General features: G+C 56.0%; 22 protein-coding genes and 1 tRNA gene. 13 read left to right on the top strand and 10 right to left on the bottom strand.

The window, feature by feature from the left end:
* The first annotated feature begins 2 nt into the window (after positions 1 to 2).
* A complete protein-coding gene (locus AC2ISB_RS02260) occupies positions 3 to 2,411 on the top strand; it encodes a nucleoside triphosphate pyrophosphohydrolase (protein ID WP_486575903.1) in 2,409 nt (802 codons plus the stop codon).
* Positions 2,412 to 2,796: 385 nt separating this feature from the next.
* On the opposite strand, the gene AC2ISB_RS02255 is transcribed toward AC2ISB_RS02260, so the two are convergent.
* From AC2ISB_RS02255 to AC2ISB_RS02220, 8 genes are all read right to left on the bottom strand, one after another.
* Entirely contained in the window at positions 2,797 to 4,119 is a 1,323-nt protein-coding gene (locus AC2ISB_RS02255; RefSeq protein ID WP_486575901.1) for an SGNH/GDSL hydrolase family protein, read from the bottom strand.
* A gap of 39 nt (positions 4,120 to 4,158) precedes the next feature.
* Positions 4,159 to 4,356, bottom strand: coding sequence for a hypothetical protein (locus AC2ISB_RS02250; protein WP_486575899.1), 198 nt, complete (start codon positions 4,354 to 4,356; stop codon positions 4,159 to 4,161).
* Positions 4,346 to 4,696 carry a hypothetical protein gene (locus AC2ISB_RS02245; protein WP_486575897.1) on the bottom strand — a complete coding sequence of 117 codons (351 nt, stop codon included), beginning with the start codon at positions 4,694 to 4,696 and terminating at the stop codon, positions 4,346 to 4,348. The genes AC2ISB_RS02250 and AC2ISB_RS02245 overlap by 11 nt, the downstream gene beginning before the upstream one ends.
* A complete protein-coding gene (locus AC2ISB_RS02240) occupies positions 4,684 to 6,378 on the bottom strand; it encodes a glycoside hydrolase family protein (protein ID WP_486575895.1) in 1,695 nt (564 codons plus the stop codon). Before AC2ISB_RS02240 ends, AC2ISB_RS02245 begins: the two co-directional genes overlap by 13 nt.
* Positions 6,375 to 6,812 (bottom strand): hypothetical protein, encoded by a 438-nt coding sequence (locus tag AC2ISB_RS02235; RefSeq protein WP_486575893.1) that lies wholly within the window; start codon positions 6,810 to 6,812, stop codon positions 6,375 to 6,377. The genes AC2ISB_RS02240 and AC2ISB_RS02235 overlap by 4 nt, the downstream gene beginning before the upstream one ends.
* Positions 6,790 to 7,281, bottom strand: a complete 492-nt coding sequence (locus AC2ISB_RS02230) for a DUF1937 family protein (RefSeq protein ID WP_486575892.1) — start codon at positions 7,279 to 7,281, stop codon at positions 6,790 to 6,792. Before AC2ISB_RS02230 ends, AC2ISB_RS02235 begins: the two co-directional genes overlap by 23 nt.
* A gap of 127 nt (positions 7,282 to 7,408) precedes the next feature.
* The gene (locus AC2ISB_RS02225) at positions 7,409 to 7,843 is read right to left on the bottom strand and encodes a hypothetical protein (protein WP_486575891.1); all 435 of its coding nucleotides are present in this window, start codon (positions 7,841 to 7,843) and stop codon (positions 7,409 to 7,411) included.
* A gap of 100 nt (positions 7,844 to 7,943) precedes the next feature.
* Entirely contained in the window at positions 7,944 to 8,150 is a 207-nt protein-coding gene (locus AC2ISB_RS02220) for a hypothetical protein (RefSeq protein WP_486575889.1), read from the bottom strand.
* A gap of 88 nt (positions 8,151 to 8,238) precedes the next feature.
* Between AC2ISB_RS02220 and AC2ISB_RS02215 the strand changes: the two genes are divergently transcribed.
* Both AC2ISB_RS02215 and AC2ISB_RS02210 read left to right on the top strand, forming a co-directional pair.
* A complete protein-coding gene (locus tag AC2ISB_RS02215) occupies positions 8,239 to 8,880 on the top strand; it encodes a LexA family transcriptional regulator (RefSeq protein WP_486575887.1) in 642 nt (213 codons plus the stop codon).
* A 76-nt stretch (positions 8,881 to 8,956) separates the two neighbouring features.
* Positions 8,957 to 9,160 (top strand): hypothetical protein, encoded by a 204-nt coding sequence (locus tag AC2ISB_RS02210; protein ID WP_486575885.1) that lies wholly within the window; start codon positions 8,957 to 8,959, stop codon positions 9,158 to 9,160.
* Positions 9,161 to 9,636: 476 nt separating this feature from the next.
* Here AC2ISB_RS02210 and AC2ISB_RS02205 read toward each other — a convergent pair whose 3' ends face one another.
* Entirely contained in the window at positions 9,637 to 9,840 is a 204-nt protein-coding gene (locus AC2ISB_RS02205; RefSeq protein WP_486575884.1) for a hypothetical protein, read from the bottom strand.
* Between the two features lie 181 nt (positions 9,841 to 10,021).
* Here AC2ISB_RS02205 and AC2ISB_RS02200 point away from each other — a divergent pair, with 181 nt between their 5' ends.
* The 9 genes from AC2ISB_RS02200 to AC2ISB_RS02160 all read left to right on the top strand — a co-directional run bounded on the left by AC2ISB_RS02200 (position 10,022) and on the right by AC2ISB_RS02160 (position 16,103).
* A complete protein-coding gene (locus AC2ISB_RS02200; RefSeq protein WP_486575882.1) occupies positions 10,022 to 10,456 on the top strand; it encodes a tellurite resistance TerB family protein in 435 nt (144 codons plus the stop codon).
* On the top strand, positions 10,456 to 10,614 hold the full coding sequence (locus AC2ISB_RS02195) for a hypothetical protein (protein ID WP_339107127.1): 159 nt from the start codon (positions 10,456 to 10,458) through the stop codon (positions 10,612 to 10,614). The genes AC2ISB_RS02200 and AC2ISB_RS02195 overlap by 1 nt, the downstream gene beginning before the upstream one ends.
* Before the next feature lie 53 nt (positions 10,615 to 10,667).
* On the top strand, positions 10,668 to 10,940 hold the full coding sequence (locus AC2ISB_RS02190; RefSeq protein WP_486575880.1) for a hypothetical protein: 273 nt from the start codon (positions 10,668 to 10,670) through the stop codon (positions 10,938 to 10,940).
* Positions 10,941 to 11,148: 208 nt separating this feature from the next.
* Positions 11,149 to 11,415 (top strand): response regulator transcription factor, encoded by a 267-nt coding sequence (locus tag AC2ISB_RS02185; RefSeq protein ID WP_486575879.1) that lies wholly within the window; start codon positions 11,149 to 11,151, stop codon positions 11,413 to 11,415.
* Between the two features lie 10 nt (positions 11,416 to 11,425).
* The gene (locus AC2ISB_RS02180; protein ID WP_486575877.1) at positions 11,426 to 11,644 is read left to right on the top strand and encodes a hypothetical protein; all 219 of its coding nucleotides are present in this window, start codon (positions 11,426 to 11,428) and stop codon (positions 11,642 to 11,644) included.
* 156 nt (positions 11,645 to 11,800) lie between these two features.
* Positions 11,801 to 11,932, top strand: a complete 132-nt coding sequence (locus tag AC2ISB_RS02175; protein WP_486575875.1) for a hypothetical protein — start codon at positions 11,801 to 11,803, stop codon at positions 11,930 to 11,932.
* A 30-nt stretch (positions 11,933 to 11,962) separates the two neighbouring features.
* Complete coding sequence (locus AC2ISB_RS02170) at positions 11,963 to 12,145, top strand: hypothetical protein (RefSeq protein WP_486575873.1); 183 nt, start codon at positions 11,963 to 11,965, stop codon at positions 12,143 to 12,145.
* 1 nt (position 12,146) lies between these two features.
* A complete protein-coding gene (locus tag AC2ISB_RS02165; protein WP_486575871.1) occupies positions 12,147 to 13,211 on the top strand; it encodes a tyrosine-type recombinase/integrase in 1,065 nt (354 codons plus the stop codon).
* A 243-nt stretch (positions 13,212 to 13,454) separates the two neighbouring features.
* The gene (locus AC2ISB_RS02160) at positions 13,455 to 16,103 is read left to right on the top strand and encodes a type I restriction endonuclease (protein ID WP_486575869.1); all 2,649 of its coding nucleotides are present in this window, start codon (positions 13,455 to 13,457) and stop codon (positions 16,101 to 16,103) included.
* A gap of 584 nt (positions 16,104 to 16,687) precedes the next feature.
* On the opposite strand, the gene AC2ISB_RS02155 is transcribed toward AC2ISB_RS02160, so the two are convergent.
* Positions 16,688 to 16,761, bottom strand: a tRNA-Gly gene (locus AC2ISB_RS02155).
* 173 nt (positions 16,762 to 16,934) lie between these two features.
* Between AC2ISB_RS02155 and AC2ISB_RS02150 the strand changes: the two genes are divergently transcribed.
* Positions 16,935 to 18,176 carry an Hsp70 family protein gene (locus AC2ISB_RS02150; RefSeq protein ID WP_339109194.1) on the top strand — a complete coding sequence of 414 codons (1,242 nt, stop codon included), beginning with the start codon at positions 16,935 to 16,937 and terminating at the stop codon, positions 18,174 to 18,176.
* The last annotated feature ends 14 nt before the right edge of the window (positions 18,177 to 18,190 follow it).

Raw genomic sequence — 18,190 nt, 5'->3', positions numbered from 1 at the left:
GCATGGCGGGTGTTCTCGTTGAGCCTAAATGGACTTCAGGCCTATCCTACGAAGCCTTTTGTGAAGCCTCGTCTATAGTTGGAGCAAAGGCTGCAGGACTTTTTTTGATCCCTCCTGCATGGACCCCAGAGTTCATCATTGTACCTACCTCAGTTTACTCTGCTTGGCGTAATAGTTCAGAACTTCCTGCTGATTTAATTTCAGATATTCAGTTGTGGAGCCGCTCGCGTGATTTCGATCAGTTGATGATTAGATCGAGCTGTGACCGGGAAACTCTTGAAGATAGGGGAAAGTATATTTCTCTTTCTTGCGCCGCAACCGATGGTGCTGGAATAACCTCTGCGATTTTAGAAATATTCACACAGTGCGCAGCTCTGGATTCAGAGGCCAATATGGCGTTGATTGTGCAAAGAAAGATCGACGGGATAAGCCAAGGTCATCTATCGAATGAATCAAGGCTAAGTCCGACGCGCAACCAATGGAAATATGAAGTGGAGGACCCTTGGGAGCCTCAGCGCGGAATAAACAGCGTACGAAGCATTTCCCCTGACCCTACGGCGTCTATCAGCTTTTCTGCTTCTGTTCATCAAATTCTACGCTCGTTGGCAAAGTACTTTTCGGAGCGAGTATCCACTAGGTGCCACTTAGAATGGGTTGCTGATAAAGAGTTTTTCTATGCAGTGCAGCTTGATTTAGAGTGGAGACAGCAGGACTCCGGGGTCGACCCGGGTGACTTTGTATTTAGAGCCCCAAACGAATTGCCTCAGCCAGATGCGGCCTCTGAGCTAAAGTTGTATGAGATTGGGAAAAAGGTTCGCTGGGCGAAATTAAACAACCTTTCTGATTTTGATTTTTCGGCCGGGAAGGCATCTCCTCGCGTATATGAGTTGTCGAATGAGCAAGTTGAGAAAGCATCTCTCGATAAAAGTTACTTCGACGCTCTTATCGGCGAGGTCGCGCTCGTCACTGGCGGTGCGCTCGTCGTTCGGACGGATGTCGATCAGAAAGACTTCGCTAAATTCAATCTTCCGAGAACTGATACTGTCTCGCCGGAGAGTGCGATTCATTGGTGTTTGAACGCCAGAAAAGAGCTTATGGTCAGAGGAGCGGAAGCTCATAATATCGTTTTCTTGTTGCACGGGTTCATTCCCTCAAGGTCCTCCGCGTGGGCTTACGCTTCGCCTGAGAGCTCTGAGGTCACGATTGATGCTTTGTGGGGGCTTCCAGATGGCATTCAGGTTCTGGCGGTTGACACATATCAAGTGATACCCGCCCACGGAAGTATTGTTGAAACTAAATCAGCCTATAAGCCGATGTTTCTCGCGGAAGGAGATGATGGAACCTGGCGATATGAAAAAGTTCTCAGGTCAAAGGCTAGGTCCCGGGTTCTAAATAAAGCTGACGTGATGGAGATCGCCCGTCGCACCAAAGGTATTGCCGAGAACTTAGGTGTGCCCGCTCAAGTGATGTGGTTCTGTGAAATACCCTCTGAGTATGGTGTAGGTCGTAATCTTCCTTGGTTCAGGTCTAGGGAACTTCTTGAACAAGCCCCAAGAGTTGAAGATAAATATAAAGCTTTTAGAGTACGGCGTCTTGACGATTTTGATCTGATCCCCGAGGGGCCGGTCGCTTTACATGTTGCGCCAGATCCCGATCTAATTCGGGATGAGAGATTTCTTAAAAGATTAATTGAGGTCGCATTGGCGAGAGGCGTTCCAGTCAAGTTGGAAGGTTCGGTCCTCGGTCACTTCTACTACAAGCTGCAGGAGGCAAAGATCGCTGTCATCTTGCCGAATGCTGCAAAGTATCGGAGGGCGCGCCAGCAGCAAGCTTTCGGGAAAATAGTACGCGACAAAGTTCCCAATAACATCAGGAGGCGTGGTGAGGAGGTCGTCGAGGCTCGTCTGCAGGAAACCGACGCACTTCATGGCTTAGCTTCTAAAATGTTTGAGGAGATTGAGGAAGTCATTAAAGCTCAAGATCTAGCGGCACGCACTTTGGAACTAGCGGACGTCTACGAGGTTCTTAGGGGTTTTTGTAAACACGCCGGTGTAAGCATTGATGACGTCGTTGCTGAGGCAAATAAGAAGGCAGAGATTGCTGGTGGCTTTGAGCAGCTTAGGGTGCTTCTGGAAACGCGATTTCCACATACGAACCCAAAGGGCGATCCCGCTACGAACGTAACGCTTTCAATTCTCAGTGCTCCGCTTTTGAGGGGAGGGCGCCTAGATATCCCGTTTACAAGGCTGGCGGGAACGATGGAACGGCGACCGCTGGAGGTTGATGTAGAGGACAAGGGTGTAAGGCTAAAAATTTCGGTGAGTGGGGGGCAACTTGTCGTTCGCCTTGAAGATCATCCGTCCGAGTCTCGTGCGGTTGAAAGCATCCAAAAGAACCTCTTTGATGATTAAATACACGTTTGAAATACTTCGTACACGCCGATTTTTCGCGCTGTTTTTCTGTCTGTTCCTGCCGAAGTGATCCACTATAAGTATTAGTTTAAAGGTTCGGATAACGACTGCACCCTGCCTGATGCGGGTGTTTGGAGCCCGCAGGAAAAGACAGTCTCGCCCGCACGGGTGGCATTCAGTCTTCAAAAAATGCAGTATAAGCGATGAACGGTAGTTTTGGTTACGCTGCGGGTCAAATCGACGGGCGCATCGAACGGCCGCTTCGGGCCGAAACCTACCCCACGAATTAGCCAGCCCTTAACTTGCCCGCGCTAACAAGATGGGGTTCACATGTCCTAAGGCGTGCAGAGTGCGGGGAGCCAACCGGCTCCCCTTTTCTGTTGCATTAATCGAAATCCAGTGCCCACGATGTCTGATAGGCATAGTTCGACCCCGCGCTCGGCGTGATCTTCACATCCAGAACCCCGTCATCACCAATCTCGAAGGGGATATTGGCCAGCTCGTTCGATGTTGCGTTAGTCGCAGCATCCAGCACCCCGACCGTTGCACCGTTCACTACCACATCCCCACGCCGGTCGGTGCCAGTGGCCGCACGCGACGCGGCCAGCGTCAGCCGACCGGTCGCGCCAGTCGGCAAGCCCATATGCCGTGTCTGCACGAAAGCCTGCCGCGTGATGCTCTCCGCCGCAGAGGCATAGGTGTAATGCGTATTCATCGCCGCCCCTTGCAGCCGTGCGTCGGAGATAATCGCCGCATCGCCACCACCTTGGTTCGACGGGATAGACCCGCCGATGATATCCACCGCGAAATGCGGACAGACCGCCCCCGTCTGATCGGTGATATAGCTGCGGAACTTCGGGATGACATTGACCGCCCCGCCATAGGTGACCGCATCGACCGCCGCCGCTGCGGTATCATCACCCGCCGCACAGCGAAACACAAAGGACTTGCCCGCCACATCAGCCCTCGCGTCGTTGTCGTGCTGACGCTTGAGCTGGTACAGCAACCACTCGGGGAAGATATGCTCGACCGATGCCACCAGATGGGTTTTGTCGCCATAGGTCACAATCCAGCGCGACTCGTTCACCCATTCATACGCATCGATTTTGGCCACCCCATCCGAAGCGTAACGCGGCATTTCCTTTTCGATCCACGGGATAACATAGGCCTCGTTATAGGGCAGCGAGCCATTCACATCAGTGGCAGGGTCATTATACAGCACCGCCGGATCTGCCGTGTAGAACCGCTTCGTCACACTGGCCGCGGCAAACCCGCCAAAGCCAATCCGCTTCAGCCGGTCGGTGATGCCAGACAGGCCGGTGCGGATGAAATCCCCCTGCGTGTCATCCAGAGGCCGCATCGCCGTGATGTCATTGCCAGGGCGGTGCATCATGGCAAACGCCCGGCGCGCCGTGCTGGCATAATCCACAGCCACATCATCCAGCCGCGTCTGCGTCTGGGCCATCCGGTCCCCGCGCACGGCACGGTTATCGAGGACACCCCGATAGCCGAGGTTCCGGAACGCGGCCTGAATATACGCGGCCTGTTCGGTGCTATCGTCGCCATAATCCATCAGACTCGCCCCGATCAGCACAATGGCATCAGCCTTCAAAGGATCGAGGAAATGCCCCGGAATACTTGGGCGCGGGATGGGACGCGGATAGCCAAACGGCGGGCGCGGGCCGCCACGTGAGGGGAAACGTGCCATGATATTATGCTCCTATTCAGGGGTTTATTGGCGTGTGCGTCATTGCGCACGGTCATAGGTTTCAACGGCCACACGGCGGCGGCCATCGCAGGCGATCAGCTCGTCACCGAGGCGGGTGATGCTCACCGCGTCATCAGCCAGCGTCCCGCCTGTCGCCAGCAGGGACGCCGGAGACGCGCACGGAATACGAGCGGCAGCGGGCAGTTGGACTTGCGGGCGCGGCGGGTCATCGGCCACCACCGGCCCAGTGCTGCTGGATTGACTGCAGGCGGTCAGCAGGGATGCCAGCGCCAGACAGGCCAGCGTCGGTTTCGAGTTCATCGATCAGCCTCCTTTGGGCGGTGTCGCGTTCGCCCTGCGCGACCAGCAGGGCGCGTTCGGCCTCGGCCAGCGCGGCGTTGGCGGCGTTGGTGCGGGCGGTTGCGGCATCCCTCTGCGCGAGGGCTGCGGCCAGATCATCGGCTTGGGTTTCTGCGGCCTCGGCCCGTGCCGCCTCGATGCGGGCAGACATGCGCCAGCCCTGCACCGTCCCGCCGATCAGCAGGCCGGTCACGGCTACAGCGATCAGGCGATACACAGCGGGTATTCGCCCTTCTCGCGGCGGTTCACGAGGCCCGCCACCACGCGCTGCCCCGCGCGGTTCCACCACGTCATTGCCTTACAGCTGCCGAGAATGTCGCCCGCGTTCAACCGGCGCATGGCGGTCGATCCACCTGCCGACGCAATGCCAACGTTGATCGCGAAGCTGGTCCACGCCACCCCGCGCGATGTGGTGATCCGGGTGGCCAGCGTGTCACGGGTCATAAAACGTGCCGTTCCGCGCCAGTATTCCAACGCCTCGGCCCGCAGGATCTGTGCACACTCGGCCCGCGTCTTGCGCATTCCGGCCACCACCCCGCGCGTGGTGCCGCTGCAGATGGTCCAGACACCCACGATATCGCGATAGGCGACCAGTTCGACGCCCTCCCAGACCTCCAGAAACGGCACCGCCTGATCGAGGATCTGCACCTCCGAGGTCTGCGCCCCCGCCACCAAAGGCCGCGAAGATGCTGCCGCCCACGTCGTCTGCACCGCGAAGATGATGATCAGCGCGGCCACAGCCATCGGCTCGCCACCGGTCAGCTGCTTGATCAGAGCCTCCTGCAGCCGCATCCCCTCCTCGGGCTCGCTGGCCCGCACAAAGCGCGCGCCGATCAGCGGCATCAGGTCGGGCGTCGCATCACCACCACCGCGCCGGTTCGATCCGGTCAATGTCTCGATCTTCGCACTGGCCGAATAATCGCCCATGATCCGTGCGACCAGATCCATCAACACCGATTTACCGTTGGCACCCGATCCGTAGAAGAAGGCAAACTTCTGCTCGCCCGTGAGCGCCGTCATCGACAGCCCGAGCCAGCGCCGCAGGAAGTTGCGCATTTCGGGTATGGGCTGGATCCGCTCGATAAACTTGTCGAACTCCGGGCAAGTGGCCTCCGGATCATAGTCCACGGGCATGATCTTGCTCAGAAGCTGGGCGCGATCATGAACCATCGGAGAGACACTGGCATATTTGCGGGGCGTATCGCCCTCGGCCTCCTCTTCCTCAACCACGAATTTGAGCATGTAATTGTCGGTATTGATCATCAGCGGATCGGCATCGAGCTTCTCCAGATCAACCGTCCGCTCCACGCTCGCTTCGGTCAGCATATTCTTGATCGCGTTGGTATTTCCCGCATTTTTGGCATGGGTCAGCCGCCGTCCGATCGCGGTTTTGCTACTGTCCTTGACCTCTTCGGCCTTGGCCACCGCCTCTTCGGCCTCGCGCAGCCTGGCGATCTGGTCGTCGGTGCGGTCTTTCTTGGCGATGCTCAGGATCTCGTCGATAACGGGCTTGGCCTGCTCGCCCGCGTAGATCTTTTCCTGCTGGGCCTCGGTGAAGCCCATATATCGGGTCTCTTTGGCAATCAGGTCCGAGATCAGATGTGCACGGCGGCGCACACGGATATCGTCGGGGTCGAGCACCCATTGCTTGCCCGACCATTCGTGCCAGCCGACGCGAGGGATATTGAATACATCCTCCCCGAAATGGGTCAGGTAGCGTTTGCCGTTGCCTACATCATTCAACGGCAGGTCGGCACAGGCCTGCACGAACGCGGCAGAGGGGTCGTCCTCGTCATGGGGTGCGGGGCGATCGTCGAAATCATAACCGTGATTCTCATAATCGCCCGCCTCTGCCGCAACCGGCGTTGCCTGGGCAAATGGGTCATTCGTTTGCGTCATTTCCGCCCCACAAATTTTCCGTTGGGATCGACACGCGTCAGGAAGTTCCGGCGATCCGCATCGCTGAAGCTTTCCCAGTTGGTCATGAAGATCCGTTTCCGCGCGACCTCGGCAAAGGCCGTGCGCTCTATCTTGCGAAGCCCCGCCGCAACGAAGGCTTCCAGCTCCTGCGGGGTGGCGATATCGGCCCAGAAGTCCGCATCCGCCCGCAGGTTGCCCATGAAAAGATCCATGCTCGGCGTCCCTGCCCCGATATCTTCCAGCGCCGCGCACATGATCTGCGCAGCGTCTTCCGGCTCACAGGCGCGGATCGCGGCAATCAGAAAGTCGGCGGCGACCTTGCGCCGCTCCGCCTTCAGCATCGCGTCGATATCCAGCCGGTCCGGTTGCTTGCCCTGCCCGCCCATCGGATCACCGCGCCCCGCCCGTGGCATAGAAAGCCACCGGCACATTGCGCGAGATCGCATTCAGCACCGTGCACCTGATCCCGTCCGACCGCTGCCATCCAGGCAGATCAGGCACCAGCACCAGCCCGGACACGCGCGCCAGCATATCGGCACGTCCCTGCCAGAACCCATGATCCATCGGATCAATCTTGCGCCCCGAAATGGTCATGCCTGCATGGCAAATCTCTGCCCGATCCAGCGATGGGCACAGCGCCGTCACCCCCAGCCGCGCCAGAAGATGCACTTCCCGAGCCGCCAGAAGCGAGGCCTCTACCGAACGCGCATAATCCCATTTTCCCGCCTTGATCACCTCGCGACGATAAGGCGTTGCCAGCAGCACCAGCCCCGCCCCGCATTGCCCGACCTGATCACGCACAAGCCCCGTCTTGACCAAAGGCGCGCATGCAGCATCAGGGGCCATAATCGGACCCCAATCCAAGGTTTCGATAATCGACATGAGTGCCTCTCTTATTCGGCGGTTTTGGCGTGGCGCTGCGCCTTGGTGACCAGCAGCCGGGCGAGATCCCCGATCGAGCGGAAACCCGTTTTGAAATCAGGCGGCACAGGCGGTTGACGAAGGCCCGTCATGGGTGCACCTCCCCCTGAGACCGGATGAACGATTGCAGCGTCTCAAGAACCGCCATCGCCTCCGGCGTTTCCTTGGACAGCAACCCGTAATCACCGGTCGTGGCCGCATGGAACAAGGCGGGCGCGATATCGCCCAGCTCTTTCATCGTGCGCTCAGCCAACTCGGCAAACTTCGTGCGTTCGCACTCTCCCGACCGCCGCGCATCCAGCATCGCGGTAATCGGATATTCGCCCGCGATATCCTCGATCTGGAAGGCAAGGTTCCAGTCGAACCTGTTCTCGCCACTGACGATCTTCGTCAGCGTGGCGGGCGACATCTGGCGGCCCGTGGTCTCTTTGATCGCGGCCACAACCGCCGGACCTTTCCCCGCCTTTTGCACAAGGCTGGCGAACATCGAACGCAGCGCAGGGGTTTCATAGCTTTCCGTCATGCTCACACCTTGGAAAACGCATTTCCTTGCCCCAGCGCGCATTCGCGCACATCAATAGGGCATGGATTGGAAAAATCAGATTTCAGCGGGGAGGCTCGCATCACGCAGCCTCCCCTTTTTTTTCGGGAGGGTTTTGGGCGATGAACTCGCGAATACGATCCACCGTATCCATACGCGGAAAGCACTGCCCGGATTTCCACTTTTCCCACCGGCCCCAACTGGTGCCAGCGACTTTCTTAAGGAGCGCCTGCGGCAAGATACCGGCTTGGGCACAGTAGTTTTCGACATCGCGGATGAATTGTTCCATGCTTGGCAAGCTAGAGTATAATTACCCTATTCGACAAGGGCATATTTACGCCATTTCGAGAAATTCGACTTGGGGTATATTGTCCCTCATGGAAACAACCTTCAAAGAAGCCTTAGAAAGCGCTCTATCGGAGACCGGACGGTCCGCACGCAGCGTTGCCATTGAGGCAGGCGTTTCCTACGACCTGTTGAAAAACCTACTTCAAGGAAAATCGCAGAAAACTAACGCGGATGATGCACGCAAGATCGCCCGCGCTTTCGGGGTAACCCTCGACGACTTCTATGAGGGCCGCCTCGCTCCAAACCAACCCCATACCACCGCCGTTCCCGGCAAAGTCGGCGCCGGCGCACCAGTGCATTTAACCGATGACCATGCCGAGGGCGGCGGCCTGTACGAAGTCGTCACCCCGCCTCCGCTGGCCGGCAAACACGCCGTCGCGGTCGAGGTCGAAGGCGACAGTATGGAACCCGTCTATTCCGAGGGCGATCTGCTGTTCTACATTCGCGAGACCCATGAAGGCGTCCCCACCGAAGCCATCAACCGCAAGGTCATCGCCCAAACGGCAGACGGCAAAGTTTGGGTAAAACTTCTTAAGGTGGGCACAAAGCCTAGCACATACAGCCTACTTTCCATCAACCCCACCGGCGACAATATGCATGACGTGCAACTGAAGTGGGCCAGCCCCGTCCTGATGCACCTCCCCGCCGAATTTGTGACGCGGGCCAAATAAAACGCCGGACACCTGAACAGGCATCCGGCGTATCCCTAAGATCATTTCACCACAAACAACACTCAGGAGATTAGTTATGAAAATGAAGACAAACGAAGAGCAGGTATCCTTTCACGACAACACTGGCATCCTCTCGCTCAGCAACAGTGAAAATGCCAAGGAATTTGTGAACATTCGCATCCAGATGGAAGATGAGGAAGGGAAAAGCTCGGAGGCGCTTAAACAGATGATGCGCGACCGCGCAAAGCTTCTTCTGCAAGCTGCTCTAGACGCTCTTTGAGATCAGCCAGATCTGCGCAATCATTTGCCGCATCGTTTTCTAAAGATGACAGATGATTTCGAATAGATGTGATTTCACATTGTAGGCATGATTGCCGCGCTTCCAGCATAGCCACCCGCTCTTCCAGCCCCGCCCCCTGCGGGGCTTTTTCATTTCCATCAACCATTCTCAAATCCTTTCCCATCGCGTCCACAGCGTCAGGCCAAACACTCGCAACCGCATGACGCAATAACGGCAGCCGAACCCGTCTTTGACCTCACAAACCCAACCCATGCAGACCCCCTGCCTCAATGTATCGCGGGGCTCACCATGACAGAGGCCGACTCCGCGCGCAATAAATTTTAGGGTATTTATACTCTTTATCTTGACTAGGGTAATTTTACCCCATAACGTCCATCCCATCGGCAGCGACACATGAGCCTGCCGCCCCCTCAGGATGGAGCCGCGCAATGCAGACGATGTCACGAACCACCAACTCACGGATGCCCCTCTGGGCCGCCGTCGGCATTGGCGCGGCTCTCCTTGCCCTGATGATCCACCTCGACCCCGTCGCGCAGATTTCCCACGCACATTGGCAGGTCGAGCACCCCGCTTTCTGAGATCGGTCCGATGAAACTGCTCTGACCGCAACTGCCTGAGCGGCGCGACGACATCAGTCGCTCAGGCCTTTTATTCACCATCCGGCCCCATCCTCCCTGTTTCGGGGGCCAGATATGGGGCGGCGCAAATTCACCCCGCGCCGCCCCGAGACCCGAATTCGTCCGATCCCACTCGGATGATAGGCGGAAGCCGCGCGCAACCCGTGCCCTGTTTGTGCATCGCAGCTTCCGCCGCCCTTTCACCAAGAACCAAGGAAGACCCATGTTTGGAAAACTGAAAGAACGCCTCTCGGGCGGCTCCAAAAAGCTGTCCGGAAAAACCGATCTGCTGGAAGGCATCTGCGCGATCAGCGCCCTTGTCGCCTGCGCCGATGGCGAGATCGAGGACTCGGAAGTGACCGGCGCGCTGGAGGCGTTGCAGAACCACCCGACGCTGGCCGCAGCCTTCAGCGGGACGCAGATCGAACAGGCGCTTGATAAGCAGCTCAAGCGCGCCAACGGCTCGATGACCGGCAAACTCGCCCTGAAGCGCGAGATCGAGGAGATGAAGTCCAAAAACGCCAGCGACGAGCTTGAAATGGCGCTGATGGTCGGCATCGATATCGCGAGGGCCGATGGCGAGCTGGAGCCGGAAGAGAAGATTGTGCTGACCGATCTGGCCAAGCGCCTCGGCTTCAACCTGTCCAATTACCTCTGATGGACTGGCTGAAATCTCACGTCATCAGCTGGACCACGTCCGCTGCGCTGACCCTGACGCTGTTGCAGGCAATCACCCCGTCCATCCTCGACTGGATCCTGCGCGCGATGATCGTGGGTCTTGTCTGGCTGGCCGCGCGCCTGTCCCGCCTGCCCTGACCCTGCCAGCCCGCCTCTCGCGCGGGCTGCGCCCTTCACCCGAAGAGGTTGCCATGTTCACATCCCGCCGCAAGTCCAATGCCATCCGTGCCGCGAAGATCACCTATCTCGACCATCTGGCGAAAAACCAGCCGTTCTTCCTGATGGGCCTGCCGAGCCGTGCCGACCGGATCGGCGCGCTGCGCCTCGCCGCCCGCGCGCATAATCTGACGATGGACGATCTCTGCCCGCATGTCGGGGCCTGCACCCCTGGCAAGTGCAATGGGCACAAACCCTCGGGCACCGCTGCCCTGCCCGTCGGCCCCAAGCTTCTGCCAAGCGCCTGATCTTCCGGTGCCCGCCCCCGTGCCGGGGCGGCATCCCGAAGAACAGGAATTCGCGCGGCGGTCGCGCGGATGATCTGCGGGGGCAATGCTGTCCGATGCACCCCCGCAGATCCAGTCATTCAGGAGGCCACATGCTGATCGCCATCATCGCAGGCGCGGCGTTCACCGCCTGCCTCGCAATCCTCTTTTATCACGAATGGACTTTCAGATGACCACGATCACCCTGCTATCCCCCGCCGAGAGCCGTGTCCTGCCACTGATCGCGCTGCCCTACAAAGAGGCCGCGCACCGCCTGAACCTCTCGGAGCCCTGCATCAAGATGCACATCCGCCAGATCGCCCGGAAGCTCGGCGCGCGCGACCGCTGTGGCGCCATCGCACTGGCCACCCGCTTCGGCGTGGAGGTCGAGATCCGCCGCCCCAAGCGGCTAGCCCCCAGCGCGGGCCACCGGCCCCGCTCAGAACAGCAGAGATAAGGAGGCCGATATGACCCCAGATCAAGGAAAGGCTGCTAATGCACTTCTCGCCGTGCTGCGCAAAGTCCGCGATGCCCAGATGAGCCTCTACGTTTATGATGGCGCAGTCTACGTCTGCCCGTCTGAGGTGGATGTGCAGGCGAGCGACGACGCCATAGAGAAACTTGAAACCAGCGGCATCGAATGCACGCCCATCGGTCTCCATGCTGATGGCGGTGCTGGCGTCTGAACCGATGCCAGTGAAGACGGGATCAAAGCACTGCTCGCGGACATGTCCAACGTTAGCCGAGACCCGGTCAAACGCCGCGCGATCGACGTCATTCGCGCTCTGTCCGGCGAGATAGAGGCTTTGAGTAGCAAGCAAAAAACCGAAAAGGACAATTGAATGTACCTACTTCTAACAGTCGTTCTTTTGGGCGGAGCAACCGCCAGCGATAGCAAGATCGGGTTTTGGCGTTCGATGATCTGGCCGTGGTATCTGGGCAAAAAACTCGCGGACTGGGCGCTGAAAGACTGAGAAAAGACAGCGATAAACAAGGAGGTATCCATGAAAGCAGCACGACCGACCAAAACCGCCATCCAGCGCGCCATCTCTGCATGCCGAGAGGAAGGTATGGCCGCCGATGTGGTCGAGATCCTGCCAGATGGCACGATCCGCATCAGCCAAGCCGCAGCGCGCCCGGCGGCAACCCGGCAGCAAGACGACAATCGCAAACCTCTACAGTGGTGAAATGAAGATCAATCTGCCCGGTCTCCTGATCGAGAAACTACCCTCCGGAAACCTCCGATACCGCGTTCGCGTCGAAAAACAGGCGTCAAAACGGATCATCCTCACGGTCACCCCGGAACACCCCCAGTTTATGGAGGTCTATCTCGCCGCGCGCGTGGGCATCAAGATCGAGCCGGAAGCCACTGCCGAAGAACGCGCCATCCGTGGTTCTGTGGGGTGGCTAGCGGCAAAGCACATCGCCGCCTTGGAGCAAGACGTGAAGTCTGGCGCGGCCTCGCCGCTTACATTGAAGAAACGCAAGCAGGTGATGAAAGTCCTGACCGAGCGCTACGCAGATTATTCTCTCGCGATGCCGACCTCCAAGGTCATCGAGCTGCGCGACGAGTTCTCCGCGACACCGGCATGGGCTGACAGCATCGTCGAGGGCATCCGCTCGATGTATCGATGGGCGGCAGAACGCGAACTGTCTGACGTAAACCCCGCCGCTGGCATTCGACGGATCGATCGAGGCAAAGGGGGCGCGGTGCCGTGGACCGCCGATGACTTGCGCAAGTATCGCAACAAGTTCCCCGCTGGCACAACCCAGCACCTTGCGCTCACCCTCTTCATGTTCACCGCCTGTCGGATCGGCGATGCCATCCTTCTCGGCCGACAGCATGAAACAATGATCGAAGGCGTCAGGGCAATCAGCTGGAAGCCGAGAAAGAAAGGATCAGCACCGGTCACAATCCCGATGTTGCCGCCGCTTTACAAAGCAACCCGCGCCGTCGAGCACACGAGCAAGACTTACCTAGCCAACAGCAAAGGCGAGCCCTTCGCGACACCCGATTCCCTTGGCCAAATGTTCCGGCGCTGGTGCCGTGACGCCGGGCTGGAGAACCGCAGCGCGCACGGCATCCGCAAGGCCGCAGGCCATCTCTTGGCGCAGGAAGGATGCTCACAATACCAGATCATGACTATCCACGGCCACACGAGCGCGAAGACATCCGAGATCTACACCAAAGGCGTCGAGCGATGGAAAATGGCCCGCGATGCAATGGCCATGCTCGAGGAAATGGAGTGGTGAGAGTTCATTTCTCAATAAAAACACAAAACTTCGAATTCGTGGCAAGATCCTATGCGCAGTTTGGCGCAATAGCCCTATAGAAATAGAGAGCCTTCCCTCAATGCTCAAAATCAATCTAAAGCCAACGTAGGATTTTCTGTAAGTAGAATATTGTATAAATAAATACTATCCGTCTCAAAAATTGACGGCTTATGGCTTTGTATAAATACTGATCCTGCTTGCCCTTAAATACGGACACCACGAATGCTCACCGAAAGCGATGTAGAACAAAAGTTTATTTATCAGCTCCTTACCAAGAATTCTCCAGACGGGCTGAGCTTTTATCCCGACGATATTTCAACGAAACGAGACATTCGGAAAATTGTTATAGGGAAAGGTTCGAGTAGCAAATTATACTACCCAGATTACGTCATTGTAATTGACGGTCTGCCTTCGCTCATAATCGAAGCCAAAGAGCCTAATAATGACGCTATTGACGAGGCTTACCGTGAAGCTCGGCTTTACGCCAATGAACTAAATGCTCTGTACCCTAACCGAATTGCACCATGTAGCAAAGTCATCGCGACTAATGGCAAACAACTTCTGGCTGGATATTGCGACACGCAACAACCAGTGCTGGACTTGAAAATTGATAACTGGTCTGTCGCGAGCGCTGATTTTGTAAAGCTTTTGGAATTTGCTGAGCGAAGCGTTGTGCAAAGCGACGCGCAAAAAATACGCTCTGATCTCAAGGGAGCAACGCGTTTTGTAAAGCCTGTGTTTCAGCTGGGCGGTAAATCCGTGATTAATGAAACTGTTGGTGAAAACGATTTCGGTGCAAACGTTTCGTTTGAGTATAAAGCGCTATTCAATCCAGAGACCCTATCTGAAAAAGCAAGCATTGTAGAAAACGCGTATATCAGCTCGAAGCGAAGAGAGTCACATATCGCGCCTATCGATCGAGTATTACGCGCAACAATTCCACGCCATCAAAGAGATGCACGCATTCTCGATGATAGTGAACGTCCCCTAGAAATACTTGAAGCCTTCGGCGATCGAGACCATCATAGCAAGCTAAAGAACGAAATATGTCTCCTCGTAGGTGGCGTGGGAGCAGGAAAATCCACGTTTACCGAGTTCTTACGCCTAAAAGCATTGCCTCGGCCCATCGTCGAGTCCACTCAATGGCTAAATATCGACCTTAACAATGTACCGTTGTCTAAGGAACGTATCTATGGCTGGATTGTCGATCGCCTAATTGGCGAAATTCGTAAGTCACGGGCTGATATTGATTTCGATCATCTTGATTTTCTTCGAGAGATCTACGCCGAAGAGATAGCCGCCGCCTCCAAGGGCAGAGCCGCGCTTTTCCCAAAAGACTCAGAGCAGTTCCTATTAATAGTTTCTGAAGCCCTTAGGCAGGCGCAAGAGGATAAGATCGGAACCCTGCAAAAGATAATTGACCACGTTTTTGAAAAAAACGGCATTCTGCTCGTGGTAGTACTGGACAATTGTGACAAGCGGACTCGAGATGATCAGTTACTGATGTTCGAGGTTGCTGCGTGGATGAAAAACACGTTCCGTTGCCTTATTTTTCTGCCGCTTAGGGATACTACTTATGATCTCTACGCCGACCTGCCGCCGTTGGATACTGTCATTAAGGATTTAGTTTTCCGAATTGAACCACCACTTCTCGAACGAGTTCTCCAAAAAAGAATGGATTACTTAATGCGTTCAATAGGAGATAACGAAACTGACTTCAGGTTTACAACGACAAACGGAATGATGATCAGCTGCGCTCGCGATGAAGTCGCGAACTTCATGCGATGCATCATCACAACACTTTTCCAAGACAGAAATGTCAAATCTATTATTAAAGGCCTAGCTGGGAGAAATATTCGTCGCGGATTAGAGATTGTCCTGGATTTTTGCAAATCAGGTCACCTCACCAGTGATCAAATTACGACCATGCGCTTTACAAATGGCGAGTACAAATTACCCACGCACCTCGCCTATCGTGTCCTTTTGAAAGGAAACCGAAAATACTTCAGCGATGATCATTCAAGGTTAATAAACTTATTTCATTCCGTGGGACACGACGACTTACCGGACCCGTTTGTTCGATTGGATATCTTGCAATGGCTCAAAGCTCATTTCTCCACAGTCGGTCCAAATAATGTTAAAGGATATCACAAGGTAGAGACCCTAACACAGGCAATGCAAAGCATTGGACATGCTAGGGATAGAACGCTGAAAGAATTACAGTCCCTGGTTAAGAAAAAACTAGTAATGCCAGAAGGCTTAACAGACGACGCCGGATCTGATGATCTCGTGATCCTTACTGCGTCAGGCTTTACACACATAGAAATGCTAAGAAATATCAACTACCTTACGATGGTCTCGGAAGACACGTTCTTCAGAGACAGCTCTACCGCGAAAAAAATTGCCGATAATTTAGTCGGTGCAGGGGCTGTACGCAAAGATACCAAGGAAGCAGCGCTGGCCAACAGCTCCATCTTTGTTGACTACTTAGTAGCCTTCAGCCGTGATTATTTCTTGCGCAATCAGGCTTTGCAAGAAACTCCCACATGGTCACACCAAAGCAAACTTAATGAGCTACACGACTTTGTTCACTCAAAAGAAGAGAAAAACGAAGTCCTTTCTGAAATTAACAAACTCAACACTGTGTATGCACCAGGAACACTTCATAAGGGTCAGGTCGTTTCAATACAGAACTACGGGATCTTCATCGAAATAACCCCGGAACTATCGTGCCTAATACACCACTCTGAATTTGGCCGAAACAAAAATGAAGTTTTCGATCAAATTGAAGAAGGAGATGAAGTTACTGTGCAGATCATCAGATACCACTCTGAAAATCGCCGCCTCAATGGTTCATTAATCGATTTTTAATTTCCACTGAGTTAAAAAAACGCTATGCACAAAGTGCAGTAACAGGCGACACAAGCAAACTAATACCAAGCGGCAATTGTTGAACACACAACAATTGCCGCTTTTTAATTTTCAACTATCCAAAAACATATTTAAAACAAATGGATAAAACACTGGCGCCCAACCATTTTCTTAAAATTATTGGTACGCGATGCTTTCTTTGAACAAAGCAAAGGAAAATTAGCTCGAATCATCAGGATGTATCGCTACCATTTTGCCTGCTCAACTCGCGAAGGAAATGATGAGCCATCCTATCGTCGGCCAATTCCGCCTAATGGCCCCATTTGCACTCTTGGATGACACCATCGTAAATAATGACTGTAGCCGTCATTAGTAGCGCAACCAACTTCGCATGCTTGATCAACCTGACGCCGAAACTGCGCTAAACGCTTTAGAATAAAAGAAGGGCATTCCTCTGTGAAAAAATCCGCTGCTGACCATTCTAAAGTCTAAACATACTATAAAAAATACTGTCCCACGGCCCGTTTCAGCGTGGGACATATCAGGAGCAAAGCCCTGTAAAACAAACGGTATTTCAGGAGGATTGGAGCGGGCGGCGGGAATCGAACCCGCGTCATTAGCTTGGAAGGCTAAGGTCTTACCACTACACAACGCCCGCGTAGTGGGGGAGTGGATATAGAAGCGACAGCCGCGATGCAAGCCCCTTTCCGATCTGCGTCGGGGGAAGTTTTGTATCTCTCTCGCGGCCTCTTGCCAGAGCGCGATGAACTCATTAGCTGGCATGTTCCGCCGCTTTGAACAGTGGCGCGCACCTGCCTGAAAGAGACGCCCATGCCCTGCCTTGCCATCGACTTCGGAACCTCCAATAGCGCCCTTGCCGTCTTGGAGACTGACGGCATCCGCCGCCTGACCGTGGAAGACGGGCAGGACACCCTGCCCACGGCGGTGTTCTTTCCCGAAGACGGCAGCGAGATGCGGATCGGGCGCGCGGCAGGCGAGGCGCTGATCGAAGGCGATGCCGGACGCTATATGCGGGCGCTCAAAAGCGTTCTGGGCACGGAGCTTCTGCACGAGGAACGGCGCATTGGCCGCAAACGGCAAAGCCTTGCCCAGATCATCACGATTTTCCTGATCCGCCTGCGCGAGGAGGCAGAAGCCCAGACGGGGGTGCGTTTCACCGAGGTTCTCTCGGGCCGCCCCGTGGCCTTCCACGACGACCCCCAACGCCATGCCCGCGCCGAAGCCGATCTGCGCGCCTGCTATCTGGCGGCGGGTTTCGAGACGGTGCGGTTCCTGCCCGAGCCCGAAGCGGCCGCCTTGGCGGCAGGCCATTCCGAACGCGCCAGCGAGACCGGACTGATCATCGATATCGGCGGCGGCACCTCGGATTTCTCGGTCTACCGTCGCGAGGGAAAAGAGATCCGCATCCTCGCCAGCCACGGCATCCGGCTGGGCGGCACCGATTTCGACCATGCGCTTTCGCTGGCCCGCGCGATGCCCGAACTCGGTCTGGGCGGCACGTTGAAACGCGAGATGGGCGACGGCACCCTGCCCGTACCGCGCGGGATCTATGTCGATCTGTCGCGCTGGGAAAAGATCCCCTTTGTCTACACGCCGGAAACCCGTCGCCTCGTGGCCGATATGGCGCGCAACGCGCTGGACCCGCTGCGCATCGGGCGTCTGGCGCGGGTGGTGGACGAACAGCTTGGCCATGAACTGGCCTTTGCCGTTGAAAGCGGCAAGATCGCGGCAAATTCGAACGCCGCACAGGCCGCCATCCGAATGGGCATGATCGAGCCCAAGCTCGAGGTCCGCCTGACCCGTGGCATGCTCAACGCCGCGCTCAGCCAGCATCAGGAAGCACTGCGCAATGCGATCTACCAGACGCTGATGCAGGCACAACTGGCCCCGCAAATGCTGGATGCGGTGGTGCTGGTAGGCGGCTCCAGCCTGATGGCGCTTGTCGCCGAAGAGGCACAATCGATCTGCCCCAACGCCCAATTACGCAAGGCCGAAGCGTTCACTGCCGTGATCGACGGGCTGGCGCTGGCCACGGCCAACTTCACACCCTGACCATTTTTGCAGCA

The sequence above is a fragment of the Thioclava sp. NS-SX20 genome (assembly GCF_057380695.1).
Note: the sequence above shows the minus strand (reverse complement) of the source record. Positions and strands in the feature narration are given on the sequence as shown.

What these genes read in the sequence shown, in the direction of transcription:
- AC2ISB_RS02260 (WP_486575903.1), top strand. Translation starts at nt 3, where the DNA reads ATGGCGGGTGTTCTCGTTGAGCCTAAATGGACTTCAGGCCTATCCTAC.
- AC2ISB_RS02255 (WP_486575901.1), bottom strand. Translation starts at nt 4,119, where the DNA reads ATGGCACGTTTCCCCTCACGTGGCGGCCCGCGCCCGCCGTTTGGCTAT.
- AC2ISB_RS02240 (WP_486575895.1), bottom strand. Translation starts at nt 6,378, where the DNA reads ATGACGCAAACGAATGACCCATTTGCCCAGGCAACGCCGGTTGCGGCA.
- AC2ISB_RS02235 (WP_486575893.1), bottom strand. Translation starts at nt 6,812, where the DNA reads ATGCCACGGGCGGGGCGCGGTGATCCGATGGGCGGGCAGGGCAAGCAA.
- AC2ISB_RS02230 (WP_486575892.1), bottom strand. Translation starts at nt 7,281, where the DNA reads ATGTCGATTATCGAAACCTTGGATTGGGGTCCGATTATGGCCCCTGAT.
- AC2ISB_RS02225 (WP_486575891.1), bottom strand. Translation starts at nt 7,843, where the DNA reads ATGACGGAAAGCTATGAAACCCCTGCGCTGCGTTCGATGTTCGCCAGC.
- AC2ISB_RS02220 (WP_486575889.1), bottom strand. Translation starts at nt 8,150, where the DNA reads ATGGAACAATTCATCCGCGATGTCGAAAACTACTGTGCCCAAGCCGGT.
- AC2ISB_RS02215 (WP_486575887.1), top strand. Translation starts at nt 8,239, where the DNA reads ATGGAAACAACCTTCAAAGAAGCCTTAGAAAGCGCTCTATCGGAGACC.
- AC2ISB_RS02210 (WP_486575885.1), top strand. Translation starts at nt 8,957, where the DNA reads ATGAAAATGAAGACAAACGAAGAGCAGGTATCCTTTCACGACAACACT.
- AC2ISB_RS02205 (WP_486575884.1), bottom strand. Translation starts at nt 9,840, where the DNA reads ATGGTGAATAAAAGGCCTGAGCGACTGATGTCGTCGCGCCGCTCAGGC.
- AC2ISB_RS02200 (WP_486575882.1), top strand. Translation starts at nt 10,022, where the DNA reads ATGTTTGGAAAACTGAAAGAACGCCTCTCGGGCGGCTCCAAAAAGCTG.
- AC2ISB_RS02195 (WP_339107127.1), top strand. Translation starts at nt 10,456, where the DNA reads ATGGACTGGCTGAAATCTCACGTCATCAGCTGGACCACGTCCGCTGCG.
- AC2ISB_RS02190 (WP_486575880.1), top strand. Translation starts at nt 10,668, where the DNA reads ATGTTCACATCCCGCCGCAAGTCCAATGCCATCCGTGCCGCGAAGATC.
- AC2ISB_RS02185 (WP_486575879.1), top strand. Translation starts at nt 11,149, where the DNA reads ATGACCACGATCACCCTGCTATCCCCCGCCGAGAGCCGTGTCCTGCCA.
- AC2ISB_RS02180 (WP_486575877.1), top strand. Translation starts at nt 11,426, where the DNA reads ATGACCCCAGATCAAGGAAAGGCTGCTAATGCACTTCTCGCCGTGCTG.
- AC2ISB_RS02175 (WP_486575875.1), top strand. Translation starts at nt 11,801, where the DNA reads ATGTACCTACTTCTAACAGTCGTTCTTTTGGGCGGAGCAACCGCCAGC.
- AC2ISB_RS02170 (WP_486575873.1), top strand. Translation starts at nt 11,963, where the DNA reads ATGAAAGCAGCACGACCGACCAAAACCGCCATCCAGCGCGCCATCTCT.
- AC2ISB_RS02165 (WP_486575871.1), top strand. Translation starts at nt 12,147, where the DNA reads ATGAAGATCAATCTGCCCGGTCTCCTGATCGAGAAACTACCCTCCGGA.
- AC2ISB_RS02160 (WP_486575869.1), top strand. Translation starts at nt 13,455, where the DNA reads ATGCTCACCGAAAGCGATGTAGAACAAAAGTTTATTTATCAGCTCCTT.
- AC2ISB_RS02150 (WP_339109194.1), top strand. Translation starts at nt 16,935, where the DNA reads ATGCCCTGCCTTGCCATCGACTTCGGAACCTCCAATAGCGCCCTTGCC.